The 17,359-nt window shown below is 64.3% G+C and carries 19 protein-coding genes; 7 read left to right on the top strand and 12 right to left on the bottom strand.

Annotated elements, in window-relative coordinates:
* Nucleotides 1-7: 7 nt before the first annotated feature.
* Nucleotides 8-328, bottom strand: coding sequence for a DUF1330 domain-containing protein (locus NKI19_RS02765; protein WP_352489405.1), 321 nt, complete (start codon nt 326-328; stop codon nt 8-10).
* A gap of 236 nt (nt 329-564) precedes the next feature.
* Between NKI19_RS02765 and NKI19_RS02770 the strand changes: the two genes are divergently transcribed.
* Both NKI19_RS02770 and NKI19_RS02775 read left to right on the top strand, forming a co-directional pair.
* Nucleotides 565-1,311 (top strand): SDR family NAD(P)-dependent oxidoreductase, encoded by a 747-nt coding sequence (locus tag NKI19_RS02770; protein ID WP_352489404.1) that lies wholly within the window; start codon nt 565-567, stop codon nt 1,309-1,311.
* Nucleotides 1,312-1,353: 42 nt separating this feature from the next.
* On the top strand, nt 1,354-2,379 hold the full coding sequence (locus NKI19_RS02775) for an RNA polymerase subunit sigma-70 (protein ID WP_352489403.1): 1,026 nt from the start codon (nt 1,354-1,356) through the stop codon (nt 2,377-2,379).
* Between the two features lie 18 nt (nt 2,380-2,397).
* Here NKI19_RS02775 and NKI19_RS02780 read toward each other — a convergent pair whose 3' ends face one another.
* The 3 genes from NKI19_RS02780 to NKI19_RS02790 all read right to left on the bottom strand — a co-directional run bounded on the left by NKI19_RS02780 (nt 2,398) and on the right by NKI19_RS02790 (nt 6,014).
* Nucleotides 2,398-3,204 carry a DUF1194 domain-containing protein gene (locus NKI19_RS02780; protein ID WP_352489402.1) on the bottom strand — a complete coding sequence of 269 codons (807 nt, stop codon included), beginning with the start codon at nt 3,202-3,204 and terminating at the stop codon, nt 2,398-2,400.
* 76 nt (nt 3,205-3,280) lie between these two features.
* On the bottom strand, nt 3,281-5,113 hold the full coding sequence (locus NKI19_RS02785; RefSeq protein ID WP_352489401.1) for an ABC transporter ATP-binding protein/permease: 1,833 nt from the start codon (nt 5,111-5,113) through the stop codon (nt 3,281-3,283).
* 130 nt (nt 5,114-5,243) lie between these two features.
* Entirely contained in the window at nt 5,244-6,014 is a 771-nt protein-coding gene (locus NKI19_RS02790) for a class I SAM-dependent methyltransferase (RefSeq protein WP_352489400.1), read from the bottom strand.
* A 98-nt stretch (nt 6,015-6,112) separates the two neighbouring features.
* Between NKI19_RS02790 and gloB the strand changes: the two genes are divergently transcribed.
* Entirely contained in the window at nt 6,113-6,880 is a 768-nt protein-coding gene (gloB, locus tag NKI19_RS02795) for a hydroxyacylglutathione hydrolase (protein WP_254816635.1), read from the top strand.
* 21 nt (nt 6,881-6,901) lie between these two features.
* Nucleotides 6,902-7,330, top strand: coding sequence for a cupin domain-containing protein (locus NKI19_RS02800; protein ID WP_352483497.1), 429 nt, complete (start codon nt 6,902-6,904; stop codon nt 7,328-7,330).
* A gap of 111 nt (nt 7,331-7,441) precedes the next feature.
* Here the strand turns inward: NKI19_RS02800 and NKI19_RS02805 are convergent, their stop codons facing one another.
* From NKI19_RS02805 to NKI19_RS02815, 3 genes are read right to left on the bottom strand one after another with little or no spacing between them, the layout of a single operon-like run.
* Entirely contained in the window at nt 7,442-8,113 is a 672-nt protein-coding gene (locus NKI19_RS02805) for a lysoplasmalogenase family protein (protein ID WP_352489399.1), read from the bottom strand.
* A complete protein-coding gene (gene yddG, locus NKI19_RS02810) occupies nt 8,110-8,997 on the bottom strand; it encodes an aromatic amino acid exporter YddG (protein WP_352489398.1) in 888 nt (295 codons plus the stop codon). Before yddG ends, NKI19_RS02805 begins: the two co-directional genes overlap by 4 nt.
* A gap of 39 nt (nt 8,998-9,036) precedes the next feature.
* Nucleotides 9,037-9,825: a DUF3108 domain-containing protein gene (locus NKI19_RS02815; protein WP_352564552.1), complete on the bottom strand. Its 789-nt coding sequence runs from the start codon at nt 9,823-9,825 to the stop codon at nt 9,037-9,039.
* Between the two features lie 628 nt (nt 9,826-10,453).
* On the opposite strand from NKI19_RS02815, the gene rpmB reads away from it, so the two are divergent.
* The 3 genes from rpmB to NKI19_RS02830 all read left to right on the top strand — a co-directional run bounded on the left by rpmB (nt 10,454) and on the right by NKI19_RS02830 (nt 12,269).
* Nucleotides 10,454-10,750: a 50S ribosomal protein L28 gene (rpmB, locus tag NKI19_RS02820; protein WP_292664929.1), complete on the top strand. Its 297-nt coding sequence runs from the start codon at nt 10,454-10,456 to the stop codon at nt 10,748-10,750.
* A gap of 83 nt (nt 10,751-10,833) precedes the next feature.
* Nucleotides 10,834-11,514 carry a queuosine precursor transporter gene (locus NKI19_RS02825; protein ID WP_352489396.1) on the top strand — a complete coding sequence of 227 codons (681 nt, stop codon included), beginning with the start codon at nt 10,834-10,836 and terminating at the stop codon, nt 11,512-11,514.
* A gap of 83 nt (nt 11,515-11,597) precedes the next feature.
* Nucleotides 11,598-12,269 carry a polyamine aminopropyltransferase gene (locus NKI19_RS02830; RefSeq protein WP_352564553.1) on the top strand — a complete coding sequence of 224 codons (672 nt, stop codon included), beginning with the start codon at nt 11,598-11,600 and terminating at the stop codon, nt 12,267-12,269.
* Between the two features lie 55 nt (nt 12,270-12,324).
* Here the strand turns inward: NKI19_RS02830 and NKI19_RS02835 are convergent, their stop codons facing one another.
* The 5 genes from NKI19_RS02835 to cobS form a co-directional block, all read right to left on the bottom strand.
* Nucleotides 12,325-12,810, bottom strand: coding sequence for an SRPBCC family protein (locus NKI19_RS02835; RefSeq protein WP_352489394.1), 486 nt, complete (start codon nt 12,808-12,810; stop codon nt 12,325-12,327).
* Complete coding sequence (locus tag NKI19_RS02840) at nt 12,807-13,175, bottom strand: ArsR/SmtB family transcription factor (protein ID WP_292664933.1); 369 nt, start codon at nt 13,173-13,175, stop codon at nt 12,807-12,809. Before NKI19_RS02840 ends, NKI19_RS02835 begins: the two co-directional genes overlap by 4 nt.
* A 174-nt stretch (nt 13,176-13,349) precedes the next feature.
* Complete coding sequence (locus NKI19_RS02845; protein ID WP_352489393.1) at nt 13,350-14,375, bottom strand: esterase-like activity of phytase family protein; 1,026 nt, start codon at nt 14,373-14,375, stop codon at nt 13,350-13,352.
* Nucleotides 14,372-16,270, bottom strand: coding sequence for a cobaltochelatase subunit CobT (gene cobT / locus NKI19_RS02850; protein ID WP_352489392.1), 1,899 nt, complete (start codon nt 16,268-16,270; stop codon nt 14,372-14,374). The genes NKI19_RS02845 and cobT overlap by 4 nt, the downstream gene beginning before the upstream one ends.
* A gap of 11 nt (nt 16,271-16,281) precedes the next feature.
* Nucleotides 16,282-17,268: a cobaltochelatase subunit CobS gene (cobS, locus tag NKI19_RS02855; protein WP_352489391.1), complete on the bottom strand. Its 987-nt coding sequence runs from the start codon at nt 17,266-17,268 to the stop codon at nt 16,282-16,284.
* Between the last annotated feature and the right edge of the window lie 91 nt (nt 17,269-17,359).

The raw sequence follows: 17,359 nt of genomic DNA on the forward strand, positions 1-17,359 counted from the left end.
CGTCCCCCTATTCGAGAACGTCGGTGGCCTTGTGCGGGTGCTGGACGCCGTCGACGAAGACCACATCGGACTGGGAATTCTCGGTGCGCAGCGGCAAGATCTCCTGATAGGCGGGCGAGCGGTACCATGCGCGCGCCTGCTGCCTGTCTGGAAACTCGATGATTATGAGGTAGCCCGGCCAGGTGTTTTCAACGACTTCCACCTCGCTGCCATGCACGATGAAGCGCCCGCCAAACGGCTCCAGCGTGGCATCGATCTTGTGCAGGTACTCGACGATCTGCGGCCCCGGTGTGACCTGGCGCATATGGGCGACGGCGTAGGCGGTCATGGCGTAACTCCCTGATGGTCGAAAGCCGGACAATCGGCTTGATGGGAGCAGTCTGCCGAGACGTCGCGCACAGGTCGATTACCCCCGAGGTAATGACACTGAATACAAAACCGACGCGCCGCTGCCGTCAGCTGAAAGATATTTCCGCCTGGCACCGATGATTTCCACCCACCTGCGCTGTCCTTATCGATGAGCGCGCCTGGATGGTCCGGCGCCCGGGAAAAAGAGAGTGATCCATGGGATCGTTGCGAAATCAGAATGTCGTCGTTGTCGGAGGCAGCCGTGGTGTCGGCCGCTCGATTGCAGAGGCTGCCCTCAAGGAGAGAGCGACGGTGCTGGCCGTTGCCCGCGGGAAACAGGCCCTGGCGCAATTTGCCTGGGAGGTTTCGGGCGTAAAGACGCTCGCGGTCGATGCGACAGTGGACTCCGCCCCCGACAAGGTCTTCGCCGCGCTGGAGCCGGACGTGCTGGTGATCTGCGCAGGTGCGCTGGCGCCTTCTGCGCCCGTGCATGAACAGAACTGGAAGGCGTTCTCGGCAAACTGGGACACGGACGTCAAGGCGTCGTTTCTGTTTTGCCGGGCCGCTCTGCGGCGTCCGCTCAAGCCGGGAACCCGGATCGTTCTGATCTCCAGCGGCGCGGCCTTGACCGGCGGACCACCGAACGCCGGTGGCTATGCCGGCGCAAAACGCATGCAGATGTTCCTCGCCGGTCATAGCCAGAAGGAGGCCGACCGGCTTGGCCTCGGCCTGCGCTTCATGGCGCTCGCGCCGATGCGCATCATGCCGGAGACCGGCGTCGGCAAGGCCGGCGTCGAAAGCATCGCGGCCTATATGGGCATCCAGCCGGCGGACTTCATCGCCGCCATGACCGACATGCAAACGCCGGCCGATGTCGGGCGGGCGGTGGTCGCACTCGCCACCGGCCAGCCGCAAGGCAGTTCCTTCATGGTGAGCGGGAGCGGGCTTGCCCCGGCCGCCTGAGGCGCGCGTAATGCAACGCTCACTCGTAACCGCACAAGCCGCATGACAGACGCTCAGCCGCCTCTGGAACCAGCAGGCCAGCCGATCCTCGATCGGCTGGCCTTCGAGAAGGTCACGGCGGCGCATCGCCGCGAGCTCAAGCTGCATTGCTATCGCATGATGGGTTCGCTGCACGAGGCCGACGACCTCGTCCAGGACACGTTGCTTCGCGCCTGGCGCGCCAGGTCGGAGTTCGACGGGCGGGGTTCGGTTCGCGGTTGGCTCTACATGATTGCCACCAACGCTTGCCTCAACGCCATCAAGGCGAGGTCGAGGGCGCGTCGCGTTCTCCGGGAACTCGGGCGGCCGCCCTCGCACGGGGCGGCCATAGGCGGGCCGGTAGCCGACATCGCCTGGCTGGAGCCCTACCCCGACGCCGAGCTTCCAGACATTGCCGGCAGCGAGCCAGGTCCGGAAGCCCGTTACGAGAGCCGCGAGGCCGTCCAGCTCGCCTTCGTCGCCGCCATCCAGGACCTGCCGCCCAGGCAGCGCGCCGCGCTGCTGCTTGCCGACGTCCTCGGATGGTCGGCTGTCGAGACGGCGCGTTTGCTGGGTGGATCGACGGCTTCGATCAACAGCGCGTTGCAGCGCGCCCGCGCAACGCTGGCGGCGCGCTATCCTCAGGGACGGCCGGCCAGCCGATCACGGCCCAGCCCCGAAGAAGGCCTGCTTCTCGAACGCTACATGCAGGCCTGGCAGGCCGCCAATCTCGACAGCTTGATCGAGCTGCTGCGCGAGGACGCCATCTATACAATGCCGCCCTGGCGCGAATGGTACCAAGGCCGCGAAGCGATCCGCGGTTTCTTCGAGACCGTCTGGCCGAGGTTTGGCGGCTTCCGCACGCTGGCCACCCGGGCCAATGCCCAGCCGGCGGTCGGGGTTTATTCCCGCAGCCACGATGGCCCTGAATGGCGGGCCCATTCCCTGCATGTGTTCGACGCAGCCGAGGGCGGGATCGCTTCCTTGACGATCTTCATAGGGCCGCTCGGGCCATCTCTGTTCCCGGCCTTCGGCCTGCCACCAGCCTAGCCTACGCCTGGGCCAGCCTCATCGGTCGAGTTCCGGGAAGTATGGGTCTGAGAAAAACCGCCGGTCGCGCTCGCCTTGCAGGCAGTCGATCGGTGCGTCGATGCGGATCGTCCTCGGATCCACCTTGGGATACTCGATTCCGCTGACCTCGAGGATCAGTTTGCGGCGAGTGGCGGTGGCGAATTCGGACGCAGCATAGATCGGCAGCACGAACGAGCCTGGCCCGCCGGTAACGCATTCGGCATAATACCGGTCGAGATGGCTGAAGGTGGGTGACGGGCTGATCAGGATCGGCAGCCCGTTGATGATAATACCCTTCGCCAGCGCCGCATCGCGTGCCGCTGTGACCGGCAAGCCGGTGTTGTTTGGGCCGTCGCCCGAGACGTCGATGACGCGGCGTTTGCCGGTGAAGGCCGTGCCGTTGAAAAGCTCGGCGCCGAAGGACACTGCACCGGAGATCGAGGTGCCGCGAAAGCTCCTGAACGGGCGGGCCGCGATCTTGTCGGCGAAAGCGTTGGCGCTTTCCTTGCTGTCGACGACCTGCCAGCCAATGACCCCATCGTCGCGGATGGTGCCGGCCCATTCGAAATAGGCGATGGCGATGCGGCCGGAGGTGCCGGCACGCACGGCGTTGATGAAGTCGGGGTGGCGCAGTGCCGCGACATAGCCGGCGCGCTGCAGGGCAAATTCCCTTTCATCCATCGACTGCGAGATGTCGACGGCCAGCACCAGCTCGACATCGACGGCAATTGCATTGGCCGGCGCGGCCGCAGGTGCCGCCGGGGTGCAGGCAAGGCAGGCGAGCAGGGCGAGAGCATCAAGCATGGCCGATCGGAACGTTCCCATCTGAAACGATCGCGACAGTTTTTCGCCGCGATCGCGGCGAAATAAAGCTTGCCTTCTATTTCTTTCGGCCAGCCGAAGCGATAGCCGGGGGCGGTTCGATGGCACCTGCCCTGATACGGGCCGGCTTGAGTGGCGGTTGGCCGGTATCCTTGACGATGGTCAACGCCCGCCGGAAGAAGCGGGCATTGTGCTGGCCGCGGCCGATATTGAGGATCGCGGCGTCGGGAAGGCGCTTTTCCAGCATCGACAGCACTTGCCTCAGCGTTGGGCCGTCGAACGCGTCCAGCGCCTCGTCGATGATCACCCATTTCGGCCGTCGCAAGGCCAACCTGGCAAAGGCCAGCAGACGCTGCTCGTCGTCGCTGAGCTCACGCTCCCAGCGCGCCGAGCGATCGAGCGAGGACGACAGGCGTTGCAGCCCGACATCGGCCAGCACCTCCGAAATCTGGGCATCGCTCGCCTCCGCCGCGCCGTCTGAATGGTTGAGCACCTCGCGCAGCTTGCCGAGCGGGAAATAGGGGGTACGCGGAACAAAGATCGGCGCTTCTCCGGCCGGCATGCCGATCCGTCCGCTGCCCCATGGCCACAGACCGGCAATGGCCCGGAAAAACAGCGTCTTGCCGGCGCCCGGATCTCCGGTGATCATGACCCGGTCGCCGGCGCGGATTTCGACATGCGGCTCGGCAAGCTTGGTGCATCCCTCCGGCGAGGCGATCTCGAGTTTCTCGAAGGTCAGGCTGCCGTCCGGGTTTTCGCCGAACGAAATGCGCCTTTCCGTATGGTGCAGCGCGTCGGTGTCGCCAAGCGCGATGCGGAAGTCGGCGACCCGCATCAGCGTAGCGCGCCAATCGGCGATGCCGCCGATATTGTTGATGAACCAGCGCAGCGAGGAATGCACCTGGTTGAAAGCGCCGACTGCCATCATCAAGCCGCCAAAGCTGATATCGCCGGCAAAATAGACTGGTGAGGCGACCAGGATCGGCGCGACGACAGTGATCCAGCCATAGGTGTCGGTAACCCAGGAAAGATTGATCTGGGCGCTGTAGATGCGCCGCATGGCGCCCAGCACCATGCCGAGATCGAATTCGAGCCGGCGCCTGGCATCGGCCTCGCCATGCGCCAGCGCGATGGCATCGACGTTCTCGTTGACGCGAACCACCGAGGAGCGCAGCTCCGCTTCACGCGTATAGCGATCGTTGTTGAAGCGGATCAGCGGCCGCCCGACCAGCCAGCTCAACCAGGAGGCGGTGCCGGCATAAAGGATCGCCGCCCAGACCATGTAGCCGGGTATGGCCAGCGAATGGCCGCCTATATGGAAGACGAAGCCGGAAGACAGCGACCACAGAACCCCAACAAAGGAGGCAAGCAGGATGCAGGACTGCAGCAGGCCGATGCCGAGGCCGGTGGAAAGATCGGAGAGATGCCCGGCATCCTGCTGCAGGCGCTGGTCGGGATTGACGCCGATGGCGCCGGCATGGGTCAGCCGGAAGGCACGCGCCGGCCGCATCCATTCGTCGATCAGGTCCAGCGTCAGCGCCTCGCGCAGCTTCAGGCGGAGCATCTGGTCGAGCCAGGTCTGGCCGACATTGAGCACCACAAGCCCGCCGGCGATGCCGGCAAAGACCAGAAGCTGATGCAGGAAAGCCGGCATGTCGCGCCGCGCCAGCGCGTCGTAGAAAGGCTGGTTCCAGCGATTGAGCAGAATCTGCCCGATCGAGCTCGCCACGATGACTGCGACGATGCCGATCGCGGCCCAAAACAATTGCTTTCGCACTGGCGAGGTGGTCAGCGCCAATTTGATTGTTGCCAGCTGCTCACGCAGGCTGCTGGCTTCAATCGACGTGGCAAGCTTCTGGGCACTGGCGTCGACATCCGGAAGATCAGCCATGAGTGGATCCTTGCATTCGGAAGCGGTGCTGAAACCCGGTCATAGAATCGACCGCGTATGCCTTCAATCGGGCAGCCAACCTGTCCGCGACAGATAGGTGAGAAAAAGCCTGCGTCGGATCACGAACGCGTCATCTTGGCGGCGCCAGACGTTCGGTCCGCGACAGCCGGCCAAGCGTCGGCGCGCCATGCGGCGAGAGAACCGGCACGAAGACACGGCGGGACGCGCGCTGGGCAACCGGCACGCCTTGATAGAGCCGCTTCTGCGCCTCGACGACGATAACGCCCGAAAAGATCGGCCAGAAGCGCCGGCCGGCGCGTTCCAGCACATTGTGAAACTGCATCATGAAACGTCGCGGCGACGGCGGGAAGAACAGCGCATCGGACCACGCCGCCGGCGTGAAATTCGCTTCGCGCAGCAATTCGGTGAGCTGGCCGCGCGAGAACGGTCGGCCATTGCCGAAAGGCGTATGCTCGAAGCGCGCCCAGACGCCGCGCCGGTTGGGCACGACGATGACGACACGGCCGGCCGGCGACAGCACCCGCCAGATCTCGTTCAGCGTCTCGCGCGGGTTCTCGACATGTTCGAGCGAATGGACGAGCAGCATGCGGTCGATGCAGGAATCGACCAACGGCAGTTCCTCGTCGAAGACCAGGGCGGTCGCCGTCGGCCCGGTCGCCGGCCAGACCACCGCGCCCTGCGTCGCCGGCATGAAGGCAAAGACACGCTCGGCATCGCTGCCGAAGCGCTCCAGCCACGGCAAGGTGTAGCCGAGGCCGACCAGCCGCTCGTTGGGCACGACGGCCCATATCGAGGACAGCGCCATGGTGATCGAGCGTTCGGCCAGGCGGCCGAGCGTGGTCGAATAAAACGAACGGAGATCGACAATGTCTGAATGCATGGGCGGAACGGTAGCTTCGAAGCAGTCCAAGTTCAACAAAGGCAGATGACATCGGCTGGCAGGCGCCCTATGTCTGCGCCTATAAACGGAGAGATATGATGCCGGTCGAGATCGAACAATTCATGTGCCGCAGCGACAATTTCGGTGTGCTGGTGCATGACCCCAAAAGCGGTCAGACGGCGCTCATCGATGCGCCCGAGGAGGCGCCGATCCTGGCAGCGATCAAGCGCACCGGCTGGACCCCGACGATGATCCTGACCACTCACCACCATCTCGACCATGTCGAGGCCAATCTGGCGCTGAAGGAGCGCTTCAAGCTGCGCATCGTCGGGCCGGAAGCCGAAAAGGCAAAGATTCCCGGCATTGACGAAACCGTCGAGCAAGGCTCGGTCGTCCACCTCGGCGACGAGCGGATCGAGGTCATCGCCACACCCGGCCATACCGCCGGCCATGTCACCTATCATCTGCCGGCGTCGAAAGTGGCATTCGCCGCCGACACTCTGTTTGCGCTCGGCTGTGGGCGGCTGCTCGAATGCAAGCCGCCGGTGATGTACGAATCCCTGAAGAAGCTCGCGGCGCTGCCGGCCGACACGGTCGTCTATTGCGGCCATGAGTATACGCTGGCCAACGCCCGTTTCGCGCTGACCGTCGACCCGACCAATTCGGCGCTGAAAGAGCGCGCCGCGAAAGTCGAGGCGCTGCGCGCCGACGGCAAACCGACGCTGCCGACGACGATCGGCGAGGAACTGTCGACCAATCCGTTCCTGCGCTGGCACGATCCGGCGATCCGCAGGCATCTCGGCCTGGAGAAGGCCTCCGACGCCGAAGTGTTCGCCGAGATCCGCAAGCGCAAGGACAATTTCTGAGCGGCGCCAGGAGCTAGGGCCATGACCAGTTCCGCCGAAATCATCGCCCTGCTCGGCCTGAAGCCGCATCCTGAAGGCGGCTGGTATGCCGAGACCTTTCGCGACGGCGCGGCAGGCACCCGAGGCCATTCGACGGCGATCTATTTCCTCCTCGAGAAGGACCAATTGTCGGCCTGGCACCGGGTCAAGGACGCGGCCGAGGTCTGGCATTTCTATGACGGCGCGCCGCTGGCGCTGTCGATACATCGAGAAGGCGGTCCCGTCATCGAGGAGATCCTCGGTACGGCGCTTGCCGCTGGCGAGCGGCCGCAGATCGTCGTGCCGGCAGGCTGGTGGCAGTCGGCACGCAGCCTCGGCGAATGGACCCTGGTCGGCTGCACCGTGGCGCCGGGTTTCGATTTCGCCGCCTTCGAACTTGCCGAACCAGGCTGGCTGCCGGGAACGCCCTAATGTATGTCGCGCAAAAGTGTGCAGCGGTTTTGCGATAACGACATGCATTAAGAACAAGAACCTAAAGCGCGTCGCATGAAGCCGATCGAACGCGACGCGCTTTAGGCACACCTAGCCCAGCAGGAAACCCAGCGTGATCGCCAGCTGGCCGACGTAATACAGCGCCCAGATCCCATGGCGCATCCAGATGCGGCGCGGCGAGATGACGGGCAGCAGGAACTTTTCCGCGGCGAGCAGCCCGTCGGACAGCATGAGCAGGACGACGCCGCCGACGACCCCGACGCTGTTCAGGGTGAGCGCCGTAATGCCCATGGCAAGCAGTGCCGGGGCATGCACACCGATCGGCAAACGCAAGGCGGGGCCGACGCGGCGCCGGAGCGCGAAAAGCATGGTCAGCACCGACACGAACATCGCCAGCACGATCGCTGCCCGCCACGGCTCGGCCGAAAGCAGCCCGGGGCCGCCGCCGGCACGCAGGAACAGCACGACGTAAAGCATATGCGCGGCAAGAAAACTGGCGGTGCCGGCAAGAAATGCCTTCTCGCCGTCGCGTGACAGGAAGGCGTCGCCGACGGCGCTGACGCCGAGCGCGGCGACGAGCAGCCATGGGCCGCCCTGCTGCACGACCAGCACCGCCAACAGCGCAACCGCCAATGTCCTTGCCGCCGACCGCGAAAGACGCGGCCGCATGCCGAGGCTGAACGCGTAAATCACCGCCGCCGCCAGCGAAAATACCAGCGTCGCATTGGCATTGGCATCGATGCCGCCGGGAAACGGCATCATGCGTTTGCCTCGCTCGTGGCCCTCTTGCCCAGGAACAGCGATTTCGCCGCCAGTGCCGCGCCGCCGGTGATCAGCACGCAGGCGGCGAGGATGCGCCATGACGGCTCGGCGAAGCCGGCGGCGATCAGCACCAGGGTGGACAGCAGCGGCGCGGCATAGCTTGCTGCCCCCAGCACCTGGATGTTGCCGCGCTTGACGCCGATGTCCCAGGCATAGAACGCCGCCCCCACCGGCATCAGACCGAGGCCGAGCACGGCCAGCCACTGGCCGGCGCCGGCGGGCAGCACCGTCTGTTCAAGCAACAGATGGCAGACGAGCGAAAGGGCCGCGGTGGCGGCGCAGAACCAGGTGACGATGCTGGTCGGCACCGACGGGAAGCGCCGCGACAACAGCGAATAGGACGACCACAGCAGCGCACAGACGCCGGCCATGGCATAGCCGAAGGCATAACGCGCGTCGAAGGCAAGCCCGCCGCCCTTGGTGACGATCAGGACAGTGCCGGCAAGGCCGAGCAGCGCGCCGGCGACGTGATTCCAGGCCAGCCGCTCGCCCGGCATCAGCGCCGATCCGAGCACGATCAGCAGCGGCCACAGATAGGCGATCAGGCTGGCCTCGACGGCCGGCGCATTGCGCAGCGCGGTGAAATAGAAGAAGTGATAGCCGAACAGGCCGGCAATGCCGATCACCCAGACTTTGCGTGGTATCTTCGCGGCGCCGCCGGCTGCCGGCATGAACAGCCGGGCAACCAGCCCGACGCAGGTGCCGATCGTAAAGGTGATTGCCGAAAGCAGGAACGGCGGCACGGCGCCCGAAGCATCGGTAAGCAGCGCCAGCAGCGCCCACATGGCGACTGCGGAGAAGCCGATCAGTGTTGCGCGCGCCATACCCGTCGCCCCCATGCCGTTGGCGGCGCACCATCACGCCTATTCGTTCGCTTCGAACCGCTCCGCGCTGATCGTCAACGGGCCGATTTGCGTGCTGACCGTGGCGCGGATCGGCGCATATACGCCGCTTTGGCCGACCGGTGCAAACGTCACCATGATGCGGCTGCGTTTCTTCAGGTAGTTCAGCGCCTTTCGGTTCTTGCGGTAGCCGGCCATCGGCTCGAAGCCCAGCCTGCAGGTGACCGTATCGCCCTGGTAGCCGGCCACGGAGATCGAGCCTTTGGACTCGTAGGTCAGTTTCAGATCGGCACGCATTTCGCCGTCATAGAGCTTCACCGTGCGCCCGCAGACCTGGTCGAGGCTGTCGGCATGGATGACGGTGGCGGCCATCGGATCGAGGACCGATACGAGATGGCTGCCGGCCAGCGGTATCCAGTTGTTGGGATTGCGCTTCTTCGGCTCAGGCACGACCTTGGTCGAGGTGACGACGCCGTTGGCAAACTGGATGTCGATCATCGATGCCTTCTTGCCGGACGTGTAGTCGGCGTGGAACGCTTGCGGCTGCAACTGCTTGCCCGAAATCTTGCCCTTCGACGAGATCGTGCCTTTCGTATCGTCGAACAAAGTGGCGAGGCCGGCGGCGGAAACACTGCCCTCGATAGAATAGGTGTCGCCCTCGTAATGGCTGGAGAATTTCGCTTTGGCCACGGAGAGGCCGAGGAACGACACCGAATACTCGCCCGTGAAGGATTGCGGATCGGCCGAAGCTGTTGTCGGCAGCGCGACGGCCAACAGCACGACCAGGGCATGGAGGAAAGAACGAGGCATGGCGGGTCCTTGATTGTCGACCGGACGGGGCGGCTCCGGTCTGGCATGTCCCTGTGCGACCGCTTATAGGCTGAATTCCGGCCTTAATGTGAAGGGCGGCGTCGGCAGGCAACGTTGGGGAGGGTCGGTGGGAGGTGACGGAAGCCGGAAATGAAAAACCCGCCTCGGGGGGCGGGTCGTTGGAGCCAATTAGCACCATACCCAAATTAATAGCATAGCTGCCGGCACAAAGCAAGAACAAAATGTGGCTACCCGGACAATCTTGATAAGTTTGCGCCGCCCCTCATCGCCCTGCCGGGCACTTCTCCCCGTATAGTGACGGGGAGAAGGGCGCCTTCGCGAAGGATTTCGCCAATCTCGAACGTTGCAGAAAACGCGCCAAGGTTGCGACCAGCCCCTTCTCCCCGTCACTATACGGAGAGAAGGTGCCGGCAGGCGGATGAGGGGCGGCGCCGGCATCGGTCATCTTTGATTGATTCCCTTGGCGCTAACCAACCCCAAGCTTGACGCCCCGGCGAAATGCAACTATGGAACGCCAACTTTTTCCATAAGGCCGCCTGACCGAAACCGCGCGCCACCCGGCGCGGGTCGAATGTTTGGCCAGGACCGAGAACCGAAGGTTAGAACCATGTCCCGCACCTGCGAACTCACTGCCAAGGCAGTCATGTCCGGCAACAATGTGAGCCACGCCAACAACAAGACCAAGCGTCGCTTCCTGCCCAATCTCGTCAATGTGACGCTGATCTCGGAAGCGCTGAACCAGAATGTGCGCCTGCGCATTTCGGCCAACGCGCTGCGTTCGGTCGAGCATCGCGGCGGCCTGGATGCCTTCCTGGTCAAGGCAGATGCCAAGGAATTGTCGCAGCGCGCCCGCCTGTTGAAGAAGCAGATCGCCAAGAAGCTCGCCGAACAGCCGGCTGCCTGAGTTTTTCGGCGGTCAGTCGCCTTCCAGGGCGTGACCCGGGTTCCGGATCGCGTTCCGCTGGTTCCATTACCCAGGATAAAAAAATGATTTTCCTCTCGCGGTACCTGCCCTTCGTGGCAGCCATGGCGCTCGTCGTCGTGGCCTCGAACATCCTTGTGCAGTTCCCGATGCAGGGTGCAATCGGCGGGTTGTCGTTGGCCGACATCCTGACCTGGGGCGCCTTCACCTATCCGTTCTCATTCCTGGTCACCGATCTCGCCAATCGCCGCTATGGGCCGGCGGTGGCGCGCAGGATCGTCTTTGTCGGCTTCATGACAGCGGTGATCTGCTCGATCGTCATCCCGCCGCTGCTGTTTCGCCACGGCCTGATCGAATTCGAGACCGCCGCCGACCGACTGGTGCGCATTGCCGCGGCGTCGGGCGCCGCCTTCCTCACCGCGCAATTGCTCGACGTCACCGTGTTCAACCGGTTGCGCCGGCAGAGCTGGTGGCGCGCACCGATCGTCGGCACGCTGGTCGGCTCCGTCTTCGATACGGTGGTGTTTTTCACCGTCGCCTTTGCGGCGGCTTTTGCCTTCGCCGGGCCCAACGACGGCTTTGCGTTGGAAACCGCGCCGCTGATGGGCGTGCTGCCGGTCGAGACGATGCGCTGGATATCCTGGGCGCTCGGCGATCTTAGCGTCAAGCTGGTCATAGCGGTGGTGGCGCTGATCCCCTACCGGCTGCTTGCCGCCCGCTGGAGCCAGCCGGCACTGGCGGCATAGAGCATGATCCCGAACCGAAGGTCCGCGTTAGCGGAAAGTGGGAACCGGTTTTCGGACAAGATCATGCTCAAAGACTATCGAGCATGATCCCCTGGCTTCAACTGGACTCGGCAAAAACCCCTGACGGCGGACAGGAACTCCGCCTGAAACGGCGCGGCGGCGAATTCTCGATCATGCTTGGCGCGAACGAGCTGATGAATAGCCGGCTCAGCGGTTCCGAAGAGGCGCTTGCGAAACTGTCCTGTCAAAGGATAGCCGGCCGGCAGAACCCAAGCATCCTGATCGGCGGCCTCGGCATGGGCTTTACCTTGCGCGCGGCGCTGGCCGAGCTTGGCGCCGATGCGAAGGTCACCGTTGCCGAACTTGTATCGGCGGTCGTGACGTGGGCGCGCGGCCCGATGGCCGAGGTTTTCGAGGGCTGTCTTGACGACCGGCGCGTCGGCATTCGCGAGACCGATGTCGGTCAGCTCATCCGTTCGCAGGCATCGGCTTGGGACGCGATCCTGCTCGATGTCGACAACGGCCCCGAAGGCATCGTCTACAAGGCCAATGATGCGCTCTACAGCGCAGCCGGCCTGATCAGCGCGAGAGCAGCGCTCAAGCCCGGCGGTGTGCTGGCGGTCTGGTCGCAGGGCCCTGACGCAGGTTTCACCCGAAGGCTCAAGCAGGCGGGCTTCACGGTCGAGGAGGTCAAGGTGCGGGCTCACGGCAAGCGCGGCGCCCGTCACGTCGTCTGGCTGGCAAGCAAAGCATAGCGGAAGCATTTCGGGCGGATTACTGTTTGGGCTCCGCCCGGCATGCCGCCACCTACTACTTCGCTTTCCGAAGCTCGGCGGCGAGTGCCTGCAGCAGCCCGCGCGTGCCCTCTTCGCGCCCTTGCGCTGAATCGACGCCATCGAAGAACGCACCCTGTTCGGTATAGGTCAGGCGGGTGCCGTCGCCGGAGGGTGCGAACTCGACGGTGGTGAGAGACGCCGACAGCGCCTGCGGCCCGACCGCCATCCGGTAGGAAAATACGATGCGCCGGTCAGGGACGATGTCCTGGAACTGCGCATCGAGCCTGATTTCCGGGCCGCCCTGATAGCTGAACCGCGAAACCTCGCCGCCGCCGACACGAAAATCGAAGGTGAATTCGGCGATGGTGAAGCCGTCGCCTTCGACGCGCCAGCGCCGCACCGTCGCCTTGTCGGCAAAGGCAAAGAAGACGCGCTCGGGCGATTGCGGATAGGTCCGCTCGATCGTGAAGGTTGAATGGATGACGGAGCGCTCGTCATTAACCGGGGCAATCTGGTTCATTTCTTGTCGTCCTTTTCCTGGTCGTGGAGTGTTGCGTTCGGTTGGGAAGTCTCCGCCAGGATCTGGCCGAGACGGTCGAGGTGGCGTTCGGCCGGCGTACGGCGCGCGGCGATCCAGTCGGCGAGAGGGGCAAGCCCGCCGGGCTCGATCCGGCAGGTGCGCACGCGTCCGACCTTCTCGCTTCGGATCAGCCCGCACGCTTCCAGCGCCTGGAGATGCTGGAGCACGGCGGCGAAGGTCATGCCGAACGGCTCCGCCAACTGGCTGACGGTGGCCGGCCCGCGGCTCAGTCTTTCCAGGATTGCCCGGCGCGTCGGCTCGGCAAGAGCCCGCAGGATGCTGTCGATCTCGGAATACTTAAGCATGGACTTGAGTATTTCGCCGAGAGCGCGAATTGTCAAGTCATGGCTAAAGTATTTTTGCAGATGGTGAGCGCCGGTTGGAAAACCCGCGGGGTATTGCCAAGGGAAATTACACGAGTTGCGAAACGGCGCGGAAACGCCCGCATCGCCATCAGCCCCGCAAGGGCCGGTCGCGCGTCAATCCTCGTGCAGGATGAATTCCAGGTAAAGATTGCGCTGCAGGATCGAGTGGTTGTCGTCGGACATCAGCGACACGATCAGCGCGCCATCGTCGCGGGTCCAGACGTCGAGCGCTTCCATATTGTCGATCTGGTAGCCCATGTCGGCTTCAAGCAGCACCGGCCCGTCGGCGACGGCGCCCTTCTCGACGCTTTCGCCATAGATGCGCCGCAGCCGCATCCTGACGCCGTCGGCCATCGAAAAACTGCGCTCCAGAAGCAACAGGTCGCCATCCGGCAGGAAGGCGCCGTCGGTAATGTCGAAATCGCCATTGCGCTTGACGGTGAAGACGCCCTTGTGCGGCCCTTCGATGATCGCGGCAAAGATGTTGCCGGCCTTGTCGAGGCTCTTTTCCGACACCACGACCAGGCCGCCCGCGTGCTGCCCGTTGGGATTGGCGCGAGTGACGGTCTCGAAGCCGCGATTGCGGCGGAGTTCCCCGGCCGGGATCAGGAAGTCCAATTGCTTGAACGGCGCCTTCATATCGTCCGGGTCGATCTTGAACTCGGCGATACGGTGATCGCGCTCGAAGCCGACCGTGGCAATGCCGTCCTTGACCGCGAGCCCTTCCGCATCGACCGCCCATTTCAGGTCGATCGGCTGGCCGGCAGCATCGACCATCTGCTGCATGCGAAAATTCTCGATGCCGGAAGGCCGCTTGTCGGCATCGTGGACGAGGGTGCCGAAGAACCAGAAGCCGGTGTCGGCGACGCCGATGAAATCGCTGCCGGGCCTGAGGAACCGAAGCGCCGACAGCGCGCCGAAATCGCGTGTCGGCGAGGTCATTTCGAGCCCGCCGACGAATTCGAGCGGCCCGAACTGTTTGTCCGGCCGGCCGATATGGAATTCGCTGATCGGCCGTGCCGAGATTTCGGCCGGCTCGACCGAGGCCGGGCCGGCAGCGACAGCCGGCGCCGAACTGATGCCTAACAACGCAATGGCGGCCAAAAGCTTCTGCCAAAAGCCGCCGCGGGAAAAAATCATCCGGCGCGCCGCATGCCGCCGCGCCGCGTGTCGCGCACGGTTTCCTCGCCGAACAGTGAGGCCAACTGCTCGGTCATGGCGCCGGCCAATTCTTCGGCATCGACGATGGTGACGGCGCGGCGATAATAACGGGTAACGTCGTGGCCGATGCCGATGGCCAAAAGCTCGACCGGCGAGCGCGTCTCGATGAGCTCGATGATGGCGCGCAGATGCCGCTCGAGATAATTGCCGGGATTGACGGACAGCGTCGAATCGTCGACCGGCGCGCCGTCCGAGATCATCATCAGGATCTTGCGCTGCTCCGGCCGCGCGATCAGCCGGTTGTGCGCCCACAGCAGCGCCTCGCCGTCGATGTTTTCCTTGAGCAGCCCCTCGCGCATCATCAGGCCGAGATTACGGCGCGCCCGCCGCCACGGATGGTCGGCGGATTTGTAGATGATGTGGCGCAGATCGTTGAGCCGGCCGGGGTTCGGCGGCTTGCCTTCCTTCAGCCATTTCTCGCGCGCCTGTCCGCCCTTCCAGGCGCGGGTGGTGAAGCCGAGGATTTCGACCGAGACGCCGCAGCGTTCCAGCGTACGCGCCAGGATGTCAGCGCAGGTGGCGGCGACGGTGATCGGCCGGCCGCGCATCGAACCCGAATTGTCGAGCACCAGCGACACCACCGTGTCGCGGAATTTTGTATCACGCTCCTGCTTGAAGGACAGAGGCTGCATCGGATCGATGACGACGCGCACCAGCCGCGCCGGATCGAGATAGCCCTCTTCGAGGTCGAAATCCCAGGAGCGGTTCTGCTGCGCCATCAGCCGGCGCTGCAGCCGGTTGGCCAGCCGCCCGACGACGCCGGAAAGGTTGGCGAGCTGCTTGTCGAGGAAGGCGCGCAGCCGGTCGAGCTCCTCCTCCTCGCACAGTTCTTCCGCGCCTACGGTTTCGTCGAAGGCCGTGGTGAAGACCTTGTAGTCGATCTCCTTCGGCAGATTGGTGAAGGGATTGTCGTTGCGGCGCGCCTCGCCGGGCGTCTCCGCATCGGCGTCATCATCGTCGGAGAGATCCTCGGCGGTGGCGTCGGAGGCCTCCGTCTCGGCCGATTGCTCGTCGTCCGACGATGCCTCTGTATCCTCGGACTGCGACTGCTCGGAGCCGGAATCGTCTTCGCCGCCCTCCTCGCTCTGCTCCTCGCCTTGCGGCTGGTTTTCGTCGTTGTCCTCGGAGTCTTCCGTCTCCTGTTCGTCGCCGAGCTCCTCGGCCATTTCCATGGAGGCGAGCATCTCGCGCACGACGCGGGCGAATGCCTGCTGGTCGTCGAGCTTTGCCGACAGCCCGTCGAGGTCGGCACTCGCCTTTTCCTCGACCCAGGGCCGCCAGAGATCGACCAGCCGTTCGCCGCTTTTCGGCACGGCGCGGCCGGTCAGTTTTTCGCGCACCATCAGCGCCAGCGCTTCCTCGATCGGCGCGTCGGCCTTGTCCTTGACGTCGACGAGGTTGGCCCTGGCGTATTTGTCCTCCAGCATCGAACCGATATTGTCGGCAACGCCCTGCATGGCGCGAGAGCCTATCGCCTCCACGCGGGCCTGCTCGACCGCGTCATAGATGGCGCGCGCTGCCTTGCCTTCCGGTGCCAGCCTGGTGTGGATGCGCGCATCGTGGCAGGCGCGCTTCAGCGCCATGGAATCGCCGAGCCCGCGGGTGATGGCGATGTCCGCCTTCGATGCCTTCTTCGGCAATTCGGGCAGCCGGGCGCGGCTGCCGGCCAGCGCCGGCCGGTCCTTGGCGAAGCCGACCTCGAGATCCTTGTCGCCGGCGATGGCGCGCATGCAGACGGTGACGGCGCGCTTGAAGCTGTCGTTCTCAGCGCCGGTCTTGGATTTGTTTCGCGTGTTGTCGCCCGGACCCGCCATCGAGACTCTGCTTAGCCCAGCACCACATTCGCCGCCGATTCCGGCAGATCCTCGCCGAAGGCGCGCTGGTAGAACTCGGCGACCAGCGAGCGTTCCAGCTCGTCGCATTTATTGAGGAAGGTCAGCCGGAACGCCATGCCGATATTGCCGAAGATCTCGGCGTTCTCGGCCCAGGTGATGACCGTGCGCGGGCTCATAACGGTCGACAAATCGCCGTTGATGAAGGCCGACCGCGTCATGTCGGCGACGCGCACCATCTTGTTGACGATCTCCTTGCCCTTGCCATCGCGATAGTGCTTGGCCTTGGCCAGCACGATGTTCACCTCATTGTCGTGCGGCAGATAGTTCAGCGTGGTGACGATCGACCAGCGGTCCATCTGCGCCTGGTTGATCTGCTGGGTGCCGTGGTAGAGGCCGGTGGTGTCGCCCAGCCCAACCGTGTTGGCGGTCGAAAACAGCCGGAAGGCCGGGTGCGGACGGATGACCCGGCTCTGGTCGAGCAGCGTCAGCCGGCCCGACGATTCCAGCACGCGCTGGATGACGAACATCACGTCCGGCCTGCCGGCATCGTACTCGTCGAAGCACAGCGCGACATTGTGCTGATAGGCCCACGGCAGGATGCCGTCGCGGAATTCGGTGATCTGCAGCCCGTCCTTGACGACGATGGCGTCCTTGCCGACGAGGTCGATACGGCTGACATGGCTGTCGAGATTGACGCGCACGCAAGGCCAGTTGAGGCGGGCGGCGACCTGTTCGATATGCGTCGATTTGCCGGTGCCGTGATAGCCCGACACCATGACGCGGCGGTTATAGGCAAAGCCGGCGAGGATCGCCATCGTCGTGTTCTTGTCGAACAGGTAGTCCGGATCGATGTCGGGGACATGCTCGCTCGTCACCGAATAGGCCGGCACCACCATCCTGGAGTCGAAGCCGAATGTCTCCTTCACCGACACCGTGGTGTCGGGCAGGTTGGCGATGTCGCGATCGACCTTGTTCATCTCTATCAACGTCTCCACAAGCGAAACGCCGCGTTTCGCTGGCAATCGATTTTGTTCGGGGGCGGTCTTAGAGCCTTTTCCAACCTTATGA

It is taken from the genome of Mesorhizobium sp. M0751 (assembly GCF_040320265.1).
Taxonomy (GTDB): domain Bacteria; phylum Pseudomonadota; class Alphaproteobacteria; order Rhizobiales; family Rhizobiaceae; genus Mesorhizobium.

Excerpts from the sequence above, each read along its gene's own strand:
- NKI19_RS02785 (WP_352489401.1), bottom strand. The coding sequence starts at position 5,113 with ATGGCTGATCTTCCGGATGTCGACGCCAGTGCCCAGAAGCTTGCCACG.
- NKI19_RS02845 (WP_352489393.1), bottom strand. The coding sequence starts at position 14,375 with ATGATTTTTTCCCGCGGCGGCTTTTGGCAGAAGCTTTTGGCCGCCATT.
- NKI19_RS02780 (WP_352489402.1), bottom strand. The coding sequence starts at position 3,204 with ATGCTTGATGCTCTCGCCCTGCTCGCCTGCCTTGCCTGCACCCCGGCG.
- NKI19_RS02830 (WP_352564553.1), top strand. The coding sequence starts at position 11,598 with ATGATCCCCTGGCTTCAACTGGACTCGGCAAAAACCCCTGACGGCGGA.
- NKI19_RS02770 (WP_352489404.1), top strand. The coding sequence starts at position 565 with ATGGGATCGTTGCGAAATCAGAATGTCGTCGTTGTCGGAGGCAGCCGT.
- NKI19_RS02840 (WP_292664933.1), bottom strand. The coding sequence starts at position 13,175 with ATGCTTAAGTATTCCGAGATCGACAGCATCCTGCGGGCTCTTGCCGAG.
- NKI19_RS02765 (WP_352489405.1), bottom strand. The coding sequence starts at position 328 with ATGACCGCCTACGCCGTCGCCCATATGCGCCAGGTCACACCGGGGCCG.
- NKI19_RS02800 (WP_352483497.1), top strand. The coding sequence starts at position 6,902 with ATGACCAGTTCCGCCGAAATCATCGCCCTGCTCGGCCTGAAGCCGCAT.
- NKI19_RS02790 (WP_352489400.1), bottom strand. The coding sequence starts at position 6,014 with ATGCATTCAGACATTGTCGATCTCCGTTCGTTTTATTCGACCACGCTC.
- yddG (WP_352489398.1), bottom strand. The coding sequence starts at position 8,997 with ATGGCGCGCGCAACACTGATCGGCTTCTCCGCAGTCGCCATGTGGGCG.
- NKI19_RS02835 (WP_352489394.1), bottom strand. The coding sequence starts at position 12,810 with ATGAACCAGATTGCCCCGGTTAATGACGAGCGCTCCGTCATCCATTCA.
- NKI19_RS02815 (WP_352564552.1), bottom strand. The coding sequence starts at position 9,825 with ATGCCTCGTTCTTTCCTCCATGCCCTGGTCGTGCTGTTGGCCGTCGCG.
- gloB (WP_254816635.1), top strand. The coding sequence starts at position 6,113 with ATGCCGGTCGAGATCGAACAATTCATGTGCCGCAGCGACAATTTCGGT.
- cobT (WP_352489392.1), bottom strand. The coding sequence starts at position 16,270 with ATGGCGGGTCCGGGCGACAACACGCGAAACAAATCCAAGACCGGCGCT.
- NKI19_RS02825 (WP_352489396.1), top strand. The coding sequence starts at position 10,834 with ATGATTTTCCTCTCGCGGTACCTGCCCTTCGTGGCAGCCATGGCGCTC.
- cobS (WP_352489391.1), bottom strand. The coding sequence starts at position 17,268 with ATGAACAAGGTCGATCGCGACATCGCCAACCTGCCCGACACCACGGTG.
- NKI19_RS02775 (WP_352489403.1), top strand. The coding sequence starts at position 1,354 with ATGACAGACGCTCAGCCGCCTCTGGAACCAGCAGGCCAGCCGATCCTC.
- NKI19_RS02805 (WP_352489399.1), bottom strand. The coding sequence starts at position 8,113 with ATGATGCCGTTTCCCGGCGGCATCGATGCCAATGCCAATGCGACGCTG.
- rpmB (WP_292664929.1), top strand. The coding sequence starts at position 10,454 with ATGTCCCGCACCTGCGAACTCACTGCCAAGGCAGTCATGTCCGGCAAC.